The 16,998-nt window shown below is 32.7% G+C and carries 16 protein-coding genes; 6 read left to right on the plus strand and 10 right to left on the minus strand.

What is annotated here, in order from left to right:
* Position 1 precedes the first annotated feature (1 nt).
* The 7 genes from HUE88_RS04150 to HUE88_RS04180 form a co-directional block, all read right to left on the minus strand.
* Positions 2–667, minus strand: coding sequence for an SPOR domain-containing protein (locus tag HUE88_RS04150; protein WP_194371370.1), 666 nt, complete (start codon positions 665–667; stop codon positions 2–4).
* 74 nt (positions 668–741) lie between these two features.
* A complete protein-coding gene (locus HUE88_RS04155) occupies positions 742–1,284 on the minus strand; it encodes a DUF1882 domain-containing protein (protein WP_194371372.1) in 543 nt (180 codons plus the stop codon).
* A gap of 13 nt (positions 1,285–1,297) precedes the next feature.
* A complete protein-coding gene (locus HUE88_RS04160) occupies positions 1,298–2,545 on the minus strand; it encodes a serine hydroxymethyltransferase (RefSeq protein WP_194371374.1) in 1,248 nt (415 codons plus the stop codon).
* Positions 2,546–2,550: 5 nt separating this feature from the next.
* Complete coding sequence (gene lysS / locus HUE88_RS04165; protein WP_194371376.1) at positions 2,551–4,068, minus strand: lysine--tRNA ligase; 1,518 nt, start codon at positions 4,066–4,068, stop codon at positions 2,551–2,553.
* Between the two features lie 11 nt (positions 4,069–4,079).
* Positions 4,080–4,556: a Fur family transcriptional regulator gene (locus tag HUE88_RS04170; protein WP_194371377.1), complete on the minus strand. Its 477-nt coding sequence runs from the start codon at positions 4,554–4,556 to the stop codon at positions 4,080–4,082.
* 1 nt (position 4,557) lies between these two features.
* On the minus strand, positions 4,558–5,178 hold the full coding sequence (locus HUE88_RS04175) for a CvpA family protein (RefSeq protein ID WP_194371378.1): 621 nt from the start codon (positions 5,176–5,178) through the stop codon (positions 4,558–4,560).
* On the minus strand, positions 5,178–6,092 hold the full coding sequence (locus HUE88_RS04180; protein WP_194371379.1) for a GGDEF domain-containing protein: 915 nt from the start codon (positions 6,090–6,092) through the stop codon (positions 5,178–5,180). Before HUE88_RS04180 ends, HUE88_RS04175 begins: the two co-directional genes overlap by 1 nt.
* Before the next feature lie 185 nt (positions 6,093–6,277).
* Between HUE88_RS04180 and HUE88_RS04185 the strand changes: the two genes are divergently transcribed.
* A complete protein-coding gene (locus HUE88_RS04185) occupies positions 6,278–7,627 on the plus strand; it encodes a class II 3-deoxy-7-phosphoheptulonate synthase (protein ID WP_194371380.1) in 1,350 nt (449 codons plus the stop codon).
* 50 nt (positions 7,628–7,677) lie between these two features.
* Here the strand turns inward: HUE88_RS04185 and HUE88_RS04190 are convergent, their stop codons facing one another.
* Positions 7,678–9,615, minus strand: a complete 1,938-nt coding sequence (locus tag HUE88_RS04190) for an ABC-F family ATP-binding cassette domain-containing protein (protein ID WP_194371381.1) — start codon at positions 9,613–9,615, stop codon at positions 7,678–7,680.
* 303 nt (positions 9,616–9,918) lie between these two features.
* Between HUE88_RS04190 and HUE88_RS04195 the strand changes: the two genes are divergently transcribed.
* From HUE88_RS04195 to ald, 5 genes are all read left to right on the plus strand, one after another.
* A complete protein-coding gene (locus HUE88_RS04195) occupies positions 9,919–11,175 on the plus strand; it encodes a PAS domain-containing sensor histidine kinase (protein ID WP_194371383.1) in 1,257 nt (418 codons plus the stop codon).
* A gap of 49 nt (positions 11,176–11,224) precedes the next feature.
* A complete protein-coding gene (locus HUE88_RS04200) occupies positions 11,225–11,455 on the plus strand; it encodes a hypothetical protein (RefSeq protein WP_194371385.1) in 231 nt (76 codons plus the stop codon).
* Positions 11,456–11,706: 251 nt separating this feature from the next.
* Positions 11,707–12,054 (plus strand): hypothetical protein, encoded by a 348-nt coding sequence (locus tag HUE88_RS04205; RefSeq protein WP_194371387.1) that lies wholly within the window; start codon positions 11,707–11,709, stop codon positions 12,052–12,054.
* Positions 12,055–12,200: 146 nt separating this feature from the next.
* Entirely contained in the window at positions 12,201–12,788 is a 588-nt protein-coding gene (locus tag HUE88_RS04210; protein WP_194371389.1) for a superoxide dismutase, read from the plus strand.
* A 24-nt stretch (positions 12,789–12,812) separates the two neighbouring features.
* The gene (ald, locus tag HUE88_RS04215) at positions 12,813–13,913 is read left to right on the plus strand and encodes an alanine dehydrogenase (RefSeq protein ID WP_194371390.1); all 1,101 of its coding nucleotides are present in this window, start codon (positions 12,813–12,815) and stop codon (positions 13,911–13,913) included.
* Here ald and HUE88_RS04220 read toward each other — a convergent pair.
* Both HUE88_RS04220 and HUE88_RS04225 read right to left on the minus strand, forming a co-directional pair.
* Positions 13,910–16,258 carry an EAL domain-containing protein gene (locus HUE88_RS04220; protein WP_194371392.1) on the minus strand — a complete coding sequence of 783 codons (2,349 nt, stop codon included), beginning with the start codon at positions 16,256–16,258 and terminating at the stop codon, positions 13,910–13,912. The genes ald and HUE88_RS04220 overlap by 4 nt on opposite strands.
* On the minus strand, positions 16,251–16,991 hold the full coding sequence (locus HUE88_RS04225; RefSeq protein ID WP_194371394.1) for a substrate-binding periplasmic protein: 741 nt from the start codon (positions 16,989–16,991) through the stop codon (positions 16,251–16,253). Before HUE88_RS04225 ends, HUE88_RS04220 begins: the two co-directional genes overlap by 8 nt.
* Positions 16,992–16,998: the final 7 nt, after the last annotated feature.

Here is a 16,998-nt window from a genome sequence, read left to right on the forward strand (position 1 = left end):
ATTATATTTTAATTAAAAATGCACCAGCTTCAATAGAACTTCTCACTGTTCTAAGTGCTTCTCTTGCTTCTTTTTCAGACGTAAATGGGCCTACTAAAACTTTATTTAATGTTTTTGAATTTTGAGTTACCTCATGAAACTTATACTTAAACCCTTTGTTTGTTATGGAATCCAAGAATTTTTTATTTGGCTTATATTTCGAAAAAGATCCAACTTGAATATAGTAATTTTGCGAAGATGTGATTTTAACTTCAGGAGCTCTTTTTACTGCTGTTTTTGTTCTCTCTTGTTTCGTAATTTTTGGTTCAGAAACTTCTTTGATTACCTCTTTCTCAATTGTTGAAACATTCTCTTTGTTGCTCTCTTCTTTGAGTTTTTGCGCAATTCTATCAAGGGAATCATTATTTTGATTAGCATCTTGCACAACTTTAACCTCTTCAAAAAGAGGCTCTTCTTCTATAGATTTTGCTTGTTTCTTTTGTGGCTCAGGAGGAAGTACTGCTTGAGGAAGATTGTCTGTACCATTTGATGTTAAAGTATTCATAAGTAAAACTACTATAATTAAAATAACTCCTAAAGTAGCAACTGCTAAAATAACCTTTTTATTGCCTCCGGCACCACCGCCCTTGTTTAAAATAATATCGTTTAATTCATTTTTTTCTTCCATAACTTACCCCTATTAAATTGTTTAGACTAATAATACCAAAAACTTGTTAAGATTACATATACTTTACAAGAAAGCTACATGTGTTTTGACCAAGATGCTCCACGCTCTTTAGCAAATACTTCATATGGTAAAGTTAAAATATTATATTCATCCGGTGTATCATCATTTGGAAACATTTTCCATTGCTTAGGCTGTTTCGCAGCTAATTTCATAGAAATCATCTTTCCAAGTTGTATTGCTTCTTGTAGAGTTGTATGCCCTTTATGAATGTAAACATGAAGATGTCCCTCTGTCTTAGTTTGATAAGCTGTAAAGTTTATATACCCCTCTTCACGAAGTAAAAGTTGTGCTTTATGGTAAAAACGCTCAGGGTCTCTGCCATTATAGTCAATTACTATATTTTCAACTTTACCATGGGAGTTAACTATCGAATGAGCAACGGTTATTTCACCTTTTAAATGTTGGTTAATAACAGCTTGGGTTAGAGATGAATTTACCTTTTCAAATTTATTATAAAAAGTGCGGCCTTTAAATGTAAGCTTATCAACTACTGTTTCTTTTTTAAGCCAGTAGTGGCTGCTTACCATTTTTATAAGTTTTAAATCCATAGAAGTCATATATTAATATCCCTTAGTAGGTTGCTTGATTGTATATTACAAAATTTTGAGCTAAGGCTTTTAGATCCTCTTTTATAGTAGCTTGTAGCTGTGTATTATTAATATCATCCAAAACATCTGCCATTTTGTTTGCAATAAATTCAAACTCTTTTTCTTTCATACCACGAGATGTAAGAGCAGGTGAGCCAACTCTAATACCTGAAGTTACAAAAGGACTTCTTGTCTCACCTGGAACAGTATTCTTATTAATAGTTATACCAGCATTTCCTAAAGCTATGTCTGCATCTTTACCGCTTATTTCAGTACCAACGAAAGATACCAAGATTAAGTGATTGTCAGTACCGCCACTAACTACATCATAACCTCTTTTAACCATAACTTCGCCAAGTACTTTAGCATTCGCTTTTACTTGTTTAGCATACTCTTTCCATTCTGGTGAAAGGTTGTATTTGAAACCAACTGCTTTTGCAGCGATTACATGTACAAGTGGTCCACCTTGAAGTGCAGGAAAGATAGCAGAGTTCATTTTCTTAGCTATATCTTCGTCATTAGTCATAATTAAACCACCTCTTGGACCAGCAAGAGTTTTATGAGTAGTTGTAGTTACAACATGTGCATGTGGAAATGGGCTAGGGTGTTCACCAGCGCATACTAAACCAGCAATGTGAGCAATGTCAGCAAATAAAATTGCACCTACAGCATCAGCTATTTCACGGAATTTTTTGAAGTCTATTTCACGAGCGTATGCAGAAGCACCACAAACGATAATTTTAGGTTTAGTAATTTGAGCAATATCCATTACTCTATCGTAATTAATACGACCATCAAGCTCTACACCATAAGTGAAAGAGTGGTAGTTTTGACCAGAAAAACTTGGCTTTGAACCGTGCGTTAAGTGACCACCGTGACTTAAGTCCATACCTAAAAGTTTGTCACCTGCTTTTAAAAGAGCAGCATAAACTGCAGCATTTGCTTGAGAACCTGAGTGTGGTTGAACATTAGCATAGTTACATCCAAAAAGTTCACATGCTCTGTCAATTGCTAACTGTTCAACACCATCAGCATATTCACAACCACCATAGTAACGCTTGCCAGGGTAACCCTCAGCATACTTGTTTGTAAAAACTGAACCCATAGCTTCCATAACAGCAGGAAGTGTAAAGTTCTCAGAAGCAATCATCTCTAAATGGTCAGTTTGACGCTCTAACTCTTTTTCACATAAATCAAAAATTTCACTATCGTATTCTTTTAAAAAACTCATCTATTCTATTCCTCATCTTCTTTATTTTTTTCTTCTATATGGATTGGTTTCATTGCTGGAAACAATAAAACATCTCTAATGCTATGTTCATTTGTCAATAACATAACTAGCCTATCTATTCCTATTCCTTGTCCTGCCGTTGGTGCCATTCCATAGCTTAAAGCTTCAACAAAATCTATATCCATTTCATGTGCTTCATCATCACCACTATCTTTTGCAACTCCTTGAGCCTCAAAACGCTGCAACTGGTCAACTGGGTCATTTAACTCACTAAATGCATTGGCAATTTCACGACCTGCAATAAAAAGCTCAAATCTCTCAGTAATATCTGGATTTTCATCACTTCTACGAGCAAGAGGTGATACTTCAACCGGATACTCAGTTATGAAAGTTGGATTAATAAGTTTTGCTTCAACAAATTCATCAAACAGTTCACCTTGGAGCTGTCCTAGATTTATACCAGGTTTAACTGTTATATTCTTACTATTTAAAAATTCAACGATTTTTTCTTTATTGTTCACTATATCTGATGGAACATTACCAATAGAAGATAGTGATTCTATAAGTGGAATTTCTGTAAATAGTTCAAAGTTTATTTCTAAATCCCCATAAGGTAGTATTGTAGGAAGATTTAAATGCTCGAAAAGATATTTAAAATACTCTTTTGTTATTGCAATTAAATCTTTATAAGTCTTATAAGCCCAGTAAAACTCTATAGATGTGAATTCTGGATTATGAGTAGCATCCATACCTTCATTTCTAAAGTTGCGGTTTATTTCAAACACAGCTTCAAATCCACCAACAATAAGTCTTTTGAGATAAAGTTCAGGAGCAATTCTTAAAAATCTGTCTATACCAAGTGCATTATGATGAGTTACAAAAGGTTTAGCATTTGCTCCGCCCGCAATTGGGTGCATCATAGGCGTTTCTACTTCTAAAAAGCCTTTGTCTTCAAAAAAACGTCTTGTCAAAGATATAACTTTTGAACGAGTTTTAAAGGTTTTTCGAACTTCAGTGTTCATAATTAGATCTAGGTATCTTTTTCTATATCTAATCTCTTTGTCTGTGACACCATGAAATTTTTCTGGAAGAGGAGATATAGCTTTTGTTAAAAGTTTTAACTCATCTGCATGTAAAGATAATTCACCTTGTCCAGTTACAAAAGGATAGCCGTTTACTTCAATAATGTCACCAACTTCGATATTTTTTTTAAAAATATCGTTGTAGAAGCCTTCAGGAAGATTGTCTCGAGCAACATAAATTTGCAACATTCCACTCTCATCTTCTATTTTTATAAAACTAGCTTTACCCATAATTCTAAGAAGTTTTATACGTCCACTAACAATATAATGGCGGTTTTCATTACGTTTACCTTCTCTATCTGCAACATCAGTATTAACATTTAAATACTTTTCTATAGTTGTATTTCTTTTAGAGTCGTTAGAATATGGGTTGTACCCAGCTTTTTTAAGCAACTCTGCTTTTTCAATTCTTTGTTGTATAAATTTGTTATCAAAAACCAATGGCTTTTCCTTTATTTAGTTTGACAGTTTTTGCAGATTCCATAAATCTGCATTGAGTGGTCTTGCATATTGAAACCAAGTTCTTCAGCAATCTTATGTTGCCTCTGCTCTATGAGTTCATCTACAAACTCTGTAATAATTCCGCACTCTGTACATATAAGATGGTCGTGATGGTGTTTTGCGCCAAGTTCATACTTTTTTCCTTGAGCACCAAAAGATAAAGATGTAACCATGTTTGAATCTTCTAATAGAGATAGAGTTCTATAAACAGTAGCAATTCCAGTTTTTAAATCTGGAAATTTTTCTTGCATAAGATGATGAAGAGATTCTGGTGTTAAGTGTTCATCAGAATTGTAGAGAGTTTCTAAAATAATCTCTCTTTGAATTGTGAATTTTAGAGCATTTTTTTTAAGAAGTGCCTTGAAATCGTTTAGTAGTTGTTTATATTCAATCGTTTTATCATTAAAGTCAGTAATTATATCTGTCATATTATTTATTGTCTTCCTTGATGGATGAATTTTGTTCTAGATTTTCTTTTATTTTATCTTTTACATTTTCTACAATGCTAAGTGTTGAATTTTCTATAGTTTTATCTATTGTCATATTTATATCATTAGATATATTGACAGGATCAAGCTTCATAATAATGCTACCTGTTTCAACAAGTATTGGAAACATAAAACTGTTTTTCATAACCGAGTCTATACTTGTTCTCATAGCTTTTATATTGTATATAGCATAAGCTATAACTGCTACTATAAAGAAAAATTTACTTGCACCAAAGAAAAAACCTAATATTTTATCAAAAATTCCCAATCCACTCACAGAGCTTAATTTTTTAAATATAAAACCAATAGCTACCATAAACAGCCAAAATATAGCTAGAGTAACTAAAAAACCTGTAAAGTTTATGGCAGCACTGCTTTCAAATTTAAATATTAGGTCACTAATACGTTGTCCAACAGTGTCTCCAACACGAGAAGCTACAAATATACCACCTATAATGCCAAGTAATCCAAATAGTTCTTTAAAAAATCCATTTAAAATCCCTTTTAGTCCCAAAAAAAGTATTATTGTTGAAATAATAATATCAAAATAGTTAAATTCCATTAGATTAGTACCGTTTGCACTTGATTTTTACCATTACTTTTTGCAATATACAGAGCCCTGTCTGCTCTTTCTATTAGAGAGTCAGGCGTGTCTCCAGTCTTGAACATCGTAGTTCCAATACTTGCTGTTACATTAATAGTTTTACCCTTATATATAAGGTTGTTAGCACGAATAAGTTCTAAGATTCTATTGGTTATACTCATGCAACGTTTAGTATCTATTCTATTTAAAATAATTATAAACTCCTCTCCACCATATCTAAATATTTTGTCACCGTCTCTCAGTGTTCTTTTAAGAATATTTGATATAAATATTAAAATTTTGTCTCCAGCAATGTGTCCGTAAGTATCATTTACAATTTTAAAGTCATCCAAGTCCATTATAAGCGTATGCACTTCATAGTTGCTATTTCCCTCTTCACATAAGGTTTCTAGGTATGCTGACAAGGCCCTTCTATTATAAACCTTTGTCAATGAATCAATATTTGTTTTGTTTTCTAGTGTTTTTACTTGATTAGAGAGGTTTACAATAATCTCATTTGCTTTTTCTATCTCGTCACTCATCTGTTTTTGAATTTCATAAAATTTTTTTGTCACATTCGGTATATCAATATCTTTTACAAGATAATTGTCAATAATCTCACTATGCTCTTGTGATATTTCTAAAAATTTACCACTTGTGGATTTATATTGCCTTAAACCTTCTGCTGCAATATCTTTGTAAGCATTATGGAAAGTTGATTTTGCATACTCCAGCGTTGTAATATCACTGCCGTCAATATTGCCTATGGCCTCTGTTGCTACACCTAAGTAGTTTACTAATTGTTCAATATTTGCATTATCTTGTTCATCAATAGAGACAATAAGATTGTCATATATCTCTTTAGCAAGAGATTTTAATTCTTCTTTTTGCATTAAACTGTCTTCCTATGTGAAATGTAGCTAATATTATACACATTTATTCATAAAAATATCTTTTAATAAAATTCTTGAATAAATATCTATAATTAATCAGAGCTATTTTAGGTATTATTATGTAATATTACAAAAAACATATAATTGTACATGTAGTTTAGTACATTTCTAAATAAAGGTTTATAATGAGTATCTGGAGTCCAACTAGTTGGAGAGAAAAACCAATTTTACAACAACCGACTTACCAAAATAAAGATGAGTTAAATAGAGTTTTATCTGAGTTAAAAAACTATCCTCCACTCGTATTTGCTGGTGAAGCAAGAAGATTGAAAAGTGAACTTGCAGATGTTGCGAGCGGTAATGCTTTTTTACTTCAAGGTGGAGATTGTGCAGAGAGCTTTAGTGAGTTTCATGCCCATAATATTCGCGATACGTTTAAAGCACTTTTGCAAATGGCAGTCGTTATGACATATGCCGGCGGCGTTCCGGTTGTTAAAGTCGGTCGTTTAGGTGGGCAGTTTGCTAAGCCCCGTTCTGCTGACACTGAAACATTTGACGGTGTTACTCTCGATTCATATCGCGGAGATATTATTAATGGTGTAGATTTCACAAAAGAGGCTCGTACACCGGATCCTGAGCGTATGATAAAAGCATATAACCAGTCTGCTGCAACTTTAAATCTGCTTCGTGCATTTGCTTCTGGTGGTTTGGCTGACTTGCATCAAGTTCACCAGTGGAATTTAGATTTTGCACATCAAAGTGAAGTTTCTGCAAAGTATGAAAAATTGGCAGAGGAGATTGAAAACTCTCTGCGATTTATGAAAGCTTGCGGTATTACATCAAAAACATATAGAAATCTAAGAGAAACAGATTTTTATACTTCACACGAAGCACTTCTGCTTCCATACGAAGAGGCTTTTACAAGAAAAGACTCTTTAAGTGGAGATTGGTATGACACTTCAGCTCACATGTTATGGATCGGCGACAGAACTCGCCAGCTTGACGGTGCTCATGTTGAATACCTTAGAGGGGTGAAAAATCCAATAGGTGTTAAAGCAGGTCCTTCAATGGACCCAGAAGATTTAATTAAACTTTGTCATACTCTAAATCCTGAAAATGAAGCTGGACGTCTGAACATTATTGTAAGAATGGGTGCTGATAAAGTTGGTGACGGTATGCCTAAACTAATTCGTGCAATTGAAAAAGAGGGGATGAATGTTGTTTGGAGCTGTGATCCAATGCATGGAAATACTATAAAATCATCAAACAGCTACAAAACTAGACCAGTTGATTCAATCCTTACAGAAATGAAACAATTTTTTCAAGTTCATAAAGCTGAAGGTACAGTTGCTGGCGGTGTTCACCTAGAGATGACAGGTAAAAATGTTACTGAGTGTATTGGTGGTTCATTTGTTGTAACCGAAGAGGATTTAAGTTCTCGATACCATACTCATTGTGACCCAAGACTAAATGCAGATCAAGCTTTAGATTTAGCGTTTTTAATTGCAGATACTTTAAAAGAGTCTCGTAAGTAAAAAAGTTTCTTACCTTTTGGTAAGAGCTTATTAAGTTTATAACAACACGGTTATAAACTTAATATCTCCTCTTCTTTCTCCTGTATAGTCAATAACTCTTCAACTTTTTGTTCATAACTATCTTCTAGTTTTTTTAGTTCTTGTGCCAATTTTGTTATACCAATCTCTTCGTAGCATTTTGGATTAGCTAAACAGTTATTTTTTTCTTCCATTTCAAGTTCAAGTTTTTCTATCTCTAAAGGCAAATTTTCAAGTGCTATTTTTTCTTTAAAAGTAAGTTTTAATACTTTTTCTTTCTCTCTTATTTTTGGTTTCTCCAGCTCGGATTCTTTATCCATCTCATCTAAGATCTTCAACTCTTTTTCAAGCTCTAAATATTCGGTATACTCCTGGTAACTCTCTTCGATTCGTTTATCACTTTTAAAAATAAATAATTTTTTTGCAATTTTGTCTACAAAATATCTATCATGGCTTACTATTATAACTGCTCCCGTAAAGTTAGTTAACTGCTCTTCTAAAATGTTAATAGTAGGAATATCTAAATCATTTGTAGGCTCATCAAGTATTAAAATATCTACATTTTTAGTAAAGAGCAGAGCGAGGGCAATACGGTTTTTTTCTCCACCGCTGAGAACACCTATCTTTTTATCTAAAAACTCTCTTGGAAACAGAAAGTTTTTCAGATAACCATACACATGCATGTTTTTTCCGCGAACATCTACTCTATCTCCACCAAGAGGACAAAAAGTCTCTATAAGATTTTTATCATCGTCTAGCATCTCTCTATGTTGGTCGAAGTATCCTATTTTAAACTCACCACGCTTTATAATTCCACTCGTTGGTTCTATTCTTCCTAAAAGAGCCTTAAGGAGAGTCGATTTTCCGCTACCGTTTGGTCCGACAATTGCAATAACATCTTTTTGAAGTATTCTGGTTGTAAACTCTTTTAAAAGCTCTTTTGTTCCGAGTGTTAAGCCCAAATTTTCTACTTCGAAAAGCATTTTTTGCTTATTAATACTTTTATCACGATTAAAGTGTTTAGCTTCTCTTTGAAGTTCAATAGACATTTTTTTTATTTTTGCAGGATTTGTTTTTGCATCTTCTCGAATATTCATAAGTCGCTCTTTGCGACCCTCGTTTCGTTTAAGTCTTGCCCTTACTCCTCTTGCATACCACTCATTTTCTCTTTTTAAAACTCCAAGAAGATTGTCATGCTGTTTTTGCAGAGTTCTCAGATATTCTGATTTTTGAGTTAGATAGTTGCTGTACCCACCGCTATATTCTCTAAGTGAACAATCTTCTACTTCTACACTTTTAGTAGCAATTCTATCTATAAAGTATCTATCATGAGAGATAAAAACAATTGTAAATTTTTCTTTTAACAAAAGCTCTTCTAAAAATTCAACCATGTAAACATCAAGGTGATTGGTAGGTTCATCAAGAAGTAATATATCAGGTTTTTGAAGTAATAGTGATGCTAAAGCTACACGACGCTGTTCCCCTCCGCTTAATAGAGTTATTGGTTTCTCTTCATATCGCTTTAAATCAAAGTGCTGAATTATACGCTCTATTTTGTCATCTATGTTCCACGCATTATGATGTTCTATATATTTTGATAATTTTTCATGTTCGTCTATAAGAAGTTTATTCTCAAAGTCATCTGCTAGTAAAAGTGACAGTTCATCGTATCTATTTTTAGCAATATTTATTTCACTAAGTCCATCTTCAACTGCTTCTCTAACTGTGTGTCCCTCTTTGAAATTAGGTCTTTGGTCTAACATTTTAACTTCTAAGTTTTGTCTAATTATTCTATCTCCGGCATCTTGTTCAAGAGTGCCATTTACAATTTTCATAAGAGTAGACTTTCCGCTCCCATTTTTACCTATAACAACTATCCTGTCACCTTCATTTACATGAAAATTTACATCTATTAAAATCTTTTGTGCTTCGTAGTGTTTTGATATGTTTAGTAGGTCTATTAATGCCATTTAAATTTTTCATTTCCCCTAAAATAGGGATTTATTTAGGTTTTATATCTAAATGCAATAATATCGTTATGTTGGTTAAGATATGCTGATTATATTTTATGAAGAAATTTATAATAATAATAAATTGAGTTGTATTGTGATTAATGTATATGTTAATATGGATGGTTAATATGTTTTTAATTGTTTTTATAATAATATAAAAAATAATATTTATATTTGGCAATAATAATGGTTGGTCAGGCAGGATAGGCACTCCAGAATATGATTTATTTCGTGTATACAAAATACTAGTAAGGCGAGAGTATGAAAGATTTGACAGTTAATAGGAATACGGATAGTTCAGTATCATTAAATAGTGCATCGGATAGTTTTGGATTGGCAAATTTAGAGTCGTTTGGTGGCGTGGAGTCGTTAAATATGATAGAAGAAACATCTCCAGAGCTTACAATTTCTGATAATAATAACCTACGCCAAAAAGAGGCACTGATTTTCTCCTCTGTTAGTGATGGAATTCTTGTTTTAGATATAGATGGAAATCACACGATTGTTAATCAGGCTGCAGCTGATATGCTTGGTTATACAATTGAAGAAATGGTTGGCAAACATAGCCATAAAATGTGGCATCACACACATCCAGACGGTACTTCTTTTCATGAGTCCGAATGCCCAATATACAAAACAATTAAAAAGAATAGCACGTCACATAGGAATGAGTGTATGTTCTGGCGTAAAGATGGGAGCAGTTTTATTGTAGACTACTCTAGTAACCCATTAGTTAAAAATGGTGAGGTTAATGGTGTTGTTGTAGTTTTTAGGGATATTAGTGAGCTAAAAGAAGCACAAAAAGAGTTGAAAATACAGCAGGACATTGTACTTGCACAGTCGAGACAAGCAGCTATGGGCGAAATGGTAGCCATGATAGCACATCAATGGAGACAACCTCTTACCATAGTTTCAATGGCGGTTAATAATTTGAAAATAGATATGGACTTAGGTACAGAAATAACTAATGAGACTATTGATGAGATGAGTGATACAATTTTTGAGCAAGTTAATCATCTCTCAAATACTATAGATGATTTTAGTGATTTTTTAAAACCAGATAAGAAGAAAGAATCAGTAAATATTTGCGACGTGATGGAGCGTGCTATTAGGATGACAGGCAGTGGTCTTAAAAACAACAATATACATGTAGATATTAAAATGAATTGTAAAAGCAATATAAAGGCATACCCCGGTGAGTTGTTACAAGTTTTTTTAAATATTATTAACAATTCTAAAGATGCTATTAAGCATTCTCAAGTGAAGGAGCCTCGCATAGCTATTGATGTTAATGAAATTGACGGATTAGTTATTGCTTCCATTTGCGACAATGGTGGGGGGATAGCATATCCTACATTAAAACTGCTAGGTCAACCTTATGTCTCAACCAGAAACAAAAACGGCACAGGTCTTGGAATTTATATGTCTAAAACAATAATAGAAAAGCACCTAGGTGGAACACTTAGTTGGAAAAATATAGGGGAAGGAGCTTGTTTTACAGTTGCTTTACAACTATAATTATTAATTTATACTATATGCTATACTTCTGAAAATTGAAGGATATATTATGGTTATAGGAATTGTAGCTGGACTACTTACATTTTTTTTAGGATTTATCGGAACGTTTATTGTTAGGATAGCAATAGTAAAAGATCCATTTTTAAAAACTACATTACCTACATTGATACACTTTTTGTTAAATGCAGCTATTATAATTCCCATTATTGGGGTTGTTATTGCACTTCTTGCAAATATTTATTTTGTATGGGTTAACTTTAAAATGGCTATAAAAGCTTAAATAAACAACTTCAAAAAGAACCTTGGTCTTTCTATTTCTGAGTGCTTTTATTTCATTATACATTTTATCTTTTTATCAAGAATTACTTTTTTAAGGTCTGTAAGGTTAAGCAGTTTATTACAAACCGAACTCCTATCTAGTGAAAATACGTAACAAATAAAACAGTTTTAATATTTATATATATATTTTATTATATTTTTTATTATTAAAATAAGATATGATTAAAGTGAAATTTATAAAGTGGAGGGTGTATGTCAATTTTAGAAAATAACACGCGTAAAAATGAGCGTGAACATATAAAGATACTTTATAAGAATTATATAGATGCTATGAATAGCTATAATATTTCTTTACGATACCGGATGTATTGGCAAAAAGATGAGGACGGATGTGATAAGCTTATGATACAACATCTAAAAACTCGTAAAAGCGAATCCATTGGCAGGCGTTGCGGTGAAACAGAAAGAATAAAATCAGATTTTTATAAATCAAAAATTGAAATAATAAAACTTCTTTTAAATATGGAAGAAAATGTTAAAAATAAAAAAAGCCCAAAAGGCATTTCACCAATAGAAATTTTATATGCTACCCTTACCTAAACAATTTTTTAGATTTTTTAATACTCTTTTATAGATTTATATCAACTAAATAACCTTATATAAAAAATTATTATTTTAAATTTTATATATTGTGCATTATTATTAGATATAATTTATGAATAATCTTTTATATTGAGGAGTATAATATGAAATTTGAATTGATGCAATTGCCGTACGAAACAAATGCGCTGGAACCGTATATATCTGTAGAGACCATAAGCTACCATTATGGCAAACACCATTTAGCTTATGTAAATAAACTAAACGCTCTTACAGAGGGGACTGAGTACTCAAATAAGTCACTTGAGTATATAGTGAAAAATGCTGATGGTGCCATTTTTAACAATGCAGCACAAGTATGTAACCATGATTTTTATTGGCATGGTCTTAGTGGTGCAGCTACTGCTCCATCAATAGAGTTATCTAACCTTATGGAGAGTTCTTTTGGCTCTGTAGCAGCCTTTAAAGAGAAGTTTATCAGTACTGCAGCAGGATATTTTGGCTCCGGATGGGTCTGGTTGAGCCTAGATAAAGATAAAAAGCTTATTATTGAAGCAACATCTAATGCGGACAACCCGATACGTCATAACAGAATACCGCTTCTTACATGTGATGTATGGGAGCATGCATATTATATTGATTATCGCAATATGCGACCTGAGTATCTTGAAAATTGGTGGAAACTTATCAATTGGCAATTTGTTTCAGACAACCTTTCTAATACAGAAAAATAAACTTACGCCATTATAGGAAATAAAATGACTATCGGTATACCAAAAGAGATTAAAACAGATGAGTATCGTGTATCGGTTACACCTGCCGGTGTAGCTGAACTTACAAAAGATGGGCATGAGGTTTTCGTACAGAGTAGCGCAGGGGATGGGAGTGGTTTTAGCGATTGTGATTATGAAGTAGCAGGGGCAATACTCTTAGAGAATGTGGAAGAGTTGTTTCATAAGGCAGATATGATTGTAAAAGTTAAAGAGCCAATCGAGCGAGAGTATAAACTATTTAAACAAAACCAGACACTCTTTACTTACCTTCATCTTGCAGCAGACAAACAGCTAACAGACTTTTTACTTGAAAAAGGGATAAGAGCCTTCTCTTATGAGACTTTAAAAATTGGGAACAGGTTGCCACTTTTAGAACCAATGAGTGAAGTGGCAGGGAAAATGGCTTCTTTGATGGGTGCAGTTCATTTGGGACGCTATCATGGAGGAAGTGGTCTTCTTGCCGGTGGAGTAGTTGGAACACACAGAACTAAGGTAATGGTGCTTGGTGGTGGAGTTGCCGGCAAAGCTGCGGCAGAAGTCGCCGCAGGTTTAGGAGCTGATGTTACAATACTCGATATAAATACCGAACGTCTACACTATCTAAATGATGTAATGCCGGCAAATGTAGCAACTCTTTATAGCTGCAGTGAAGCAATAGAGACTTTACTCCCACATGTAGACATAATAGTAGGAACTATACTTATTCCAGGCGCAAAAGCTCCAAAACTTATAACACGTGAAATGTTAAGTAAGATGAAAAAAGGGAGCGTACTAGTTGATGTTTCAATTGATCAAGGGGGATGTTTTGAGAGCTCCCATGCAACTACGCATACAGAACCTACATTTATAGAAGAGGGGATAGTACACTATTGTGTTGCCAATATGCCGGGGGCATATCCTAGAACTTCAACTTACGCTTTAACAAATGCAACAATAGTTTATGTCAAACATTTAGCTAACTACGGGTCTGAAAATATTTGTAAACAAATGCCTGTTATGGTTACTGCTTTAAATACTTATGACGGAGTGCTTTACAACAAGGCGGTCGGATTGGCTCATGGCATACAAAGTAGAGACTTTAACTAAATCACAATATGTTCAAATTTTTCAATCTCATTATACGGCATAGGTTCTCCAATATAGTAGCCTTGAATAAAGTCAACTCCTATTTCTGAGACAATGTCTGAAATCTCTTTGTGTGATACAAACTCTGCAATAGTTTTCATATTTGCAATTTTCGCAAATGAGATTATTGTCTCTGAAACAAGGCGCATATGCCTATTTGTATCTATATTCTTAATAAGTGATCCATCAATCTTTACATAATCGACATCTAGCTTTAACAGATATTCGAAATTCGAGTAGCCTGTTCCAAAATCATCTATAGCCAATTTACATCCAAGAAGTTTTGCTTTTTCGATAAATGAATAAAAATCATCAAAGTTTTCTATTCCTTCTGATTCAACAAGTTCAATAACTATTTTGTGACCAATATTACTCTCTCTTACTTTTTGTATAAAATAGTCAGTTGTTTCTTGATTTATTATGTCATCTATAGTGAGGTTTATTGAAAATTTATAGTCATGATGTTTAGCTGCTTCAATTGCCTTATCAATCATAATTATTGTGATTTTAGAGTAAAGTTTTGCTTTTTTTGCAATCTCTAAAAAGAAAAATGGAGAAATTATTTTCCCATCTGTGTCAATCATTCTTACAAGTGCTTCGAATTTTTCAACTTTTTTGTTGTGTTGATTATATATAGGCTGAAAAAATGCGACTATTCTATTGTCCTCTATAGCTTTTTTTACTTTTTTAGTCCATTCAAGATTATTTTTATACTCTTTTTCAATATTAAAAGATTTGTCATAAATAACAAAATCTTTTTTCAATTGCTTAGCTATTTTTAATCCTATATCTGCATCAATGAATAAATCTTCCTTATTTAGGGCTATACCAGCCGTTACTCCAATCATTATTTCATGTTGCTGATAAAATACAGGTTTATTTGTCAACTCTCTTATTAGCTTCTCGATAGTATCTTTAAATTGATCTTTTGTTGTACACTCTCTGCAAATAAATGCAAACTGGTCAGCTTGCAATCTGTATGCTTCCGTATAGAGACTATCTGTATTTTTAGATAACCTTTTAGAGAGTTCTATGATAACATAGTCTCCTATTTCGTGACCGTAAAAATCATTGATTTGTTTAAATGAATCTATATCCACAATAGCAAGAGAAGGGTGTTCGCTATTTTCAATGTCATTTAAAAGTTTAAAACGATTACCTAGTTTTGTGAGAGTATCTGTTTCGTAATGTTTTTCTAACATTTCTGTTTTTTCTACAAGTTCTGTAATATCATAGCGTAAAGCAATGTATTCAATAATATTTCCGTGAGTGTCTAAGATAGGGATGATTGTCTGACTGATATAAAAGCAGCTGCCATCTTTCTTGACATTTTTCATACTCCCTTTCCATACTTTTTTATTTTGTATGGTGTCCCACATCTCCTTATACTCATTTGGTGGAGTTTCTTTATATCTGAAAATATTGTGTTGTTTTCCTATAAGTTCTTCTCTTGTATATCCGGTAATTGAGCAGAGTGCATCGTTTACATAAGTTATATCTCCTTTAAGGTTACTCTTAGAAACATAAGCACTGGCATCTAATGCTTTTTTGTACTCTAGCAAAGATTTATCTGATTTTTTTCTTGCCTCTAATTCAGAAGATAGATTTAAAAATGATTTATAAAGTTGATTTTGCATTGTATTGATAGATTCTGTTAGATTGTCAAGCTCATCACGGTTAGATTTAGAAACAGTTTTATTGAGAATTAAAGGTTTAGATTCAGAGTCAACTTTTAAATATTTAGTGTACTCTGCTATTTTTTCAAGATGTCGTGTTACTAATCTCTGGAAGATAAAGAGTATAAAAAATGAGATTAAAAATGTTTTTATACCTTGTGATAATAATATAACAATAATTTTATCAACAAGTTGTTGATATAGTTTATTTAAATCAGCAACTATAGTGAGCTCACCCAAAACAATATCTTCATTGTCATGTGAATATAATAGTTTGATTTTTTTTGTAATAAAATTTTTATTTACCTTATCTCCACGTTCATAGTGTTCACCTTCTGTAAGATCAATAGCGGTAAATTCAATGTCTGGCAGATTTAAAATCCCATCTAGCTGTAAAAGAGTTTGTGTCTTGTCATATACCCAAATACTTTGATTGATACTTGCTATATAACCCGACTCAATAAGAGAAAGTTGCGTATTAATTGATTTTATACCATTCCTGTAGTCCATATAAAGTTGTGTTATGGTGATTACTAAAGTTATGACTGCACTAAAAATCAGCGTAAATATCATTAACTTAAAAGATATTTTTCTATCAATAAAATAGTTATATAAAAAGTTTTTAATCATATTTGACAATCCTAATCGAATCGGCTATATTTTTTTCCAAATCCTTAAGAAAATCATCACTAATTTGTTTTAGAGTACCATCTTTTATCATTGAATTGAAAGCTTCTTCTAGCTTAGGTATAAGTTTCTTATGCTTTTTATGCAAGTGCATATATATGGGGCTTGAAATTAGAGGTTTTGAAGCCATAAATAAATTTTTCTCTTTTGTTTCACTGAGTCCTGAGAGTAGTGCAATTTTACTTGTTACTATAACATCAAGTCTATTGCTCGAGAGCATTTTTATTAGCGTTATATGATTGGTTGTTTTTGTTATTGAAAGAGGTTTGGCATTCTCTGCAATCTGTTCTGCGATTTTCATACCTCTTATAACGCCAACATTATGAAATTTCAAATCCAACGGTTTTTTTATATGTAAATTTTCTCTGCTAATAACAACTATGTCAATTGAATGAATGGCTACTGGTATGCGAACTAAATTTGGATAGTGATCGCTTATTTCCCAAATTCTCCCAGCTTCTCCGTCATCAATACCATTGTTGGCATTAATTAAAGAGCGTTGATTAGGAAGCGTTTGGTATTTAAGTGCAATTTCAGCCCTTTTAAAACCCTCTTTAATGATTGACTCAAGAAGGTTTGTCTCAGGAAAACTATAGCCAGAGTTAATAGTTAATATTTGCCCTGAAGCTTGCAAAAATGAGAATGTTATTAGAAAAATAATTGTAATCTTACCCATTAAAGCA

The sequence above is a fragment of the Candidatus Sulfurimonas baltica genome (assembly GCF_015265455.1).
GTDB classification, from domain to species: Bacteria; Campylobacterota; Campylobacteria; order Campylobacterales; family Sulfurimonadaceae; genus Sulfurimonas; species Sulfurimonas baltica.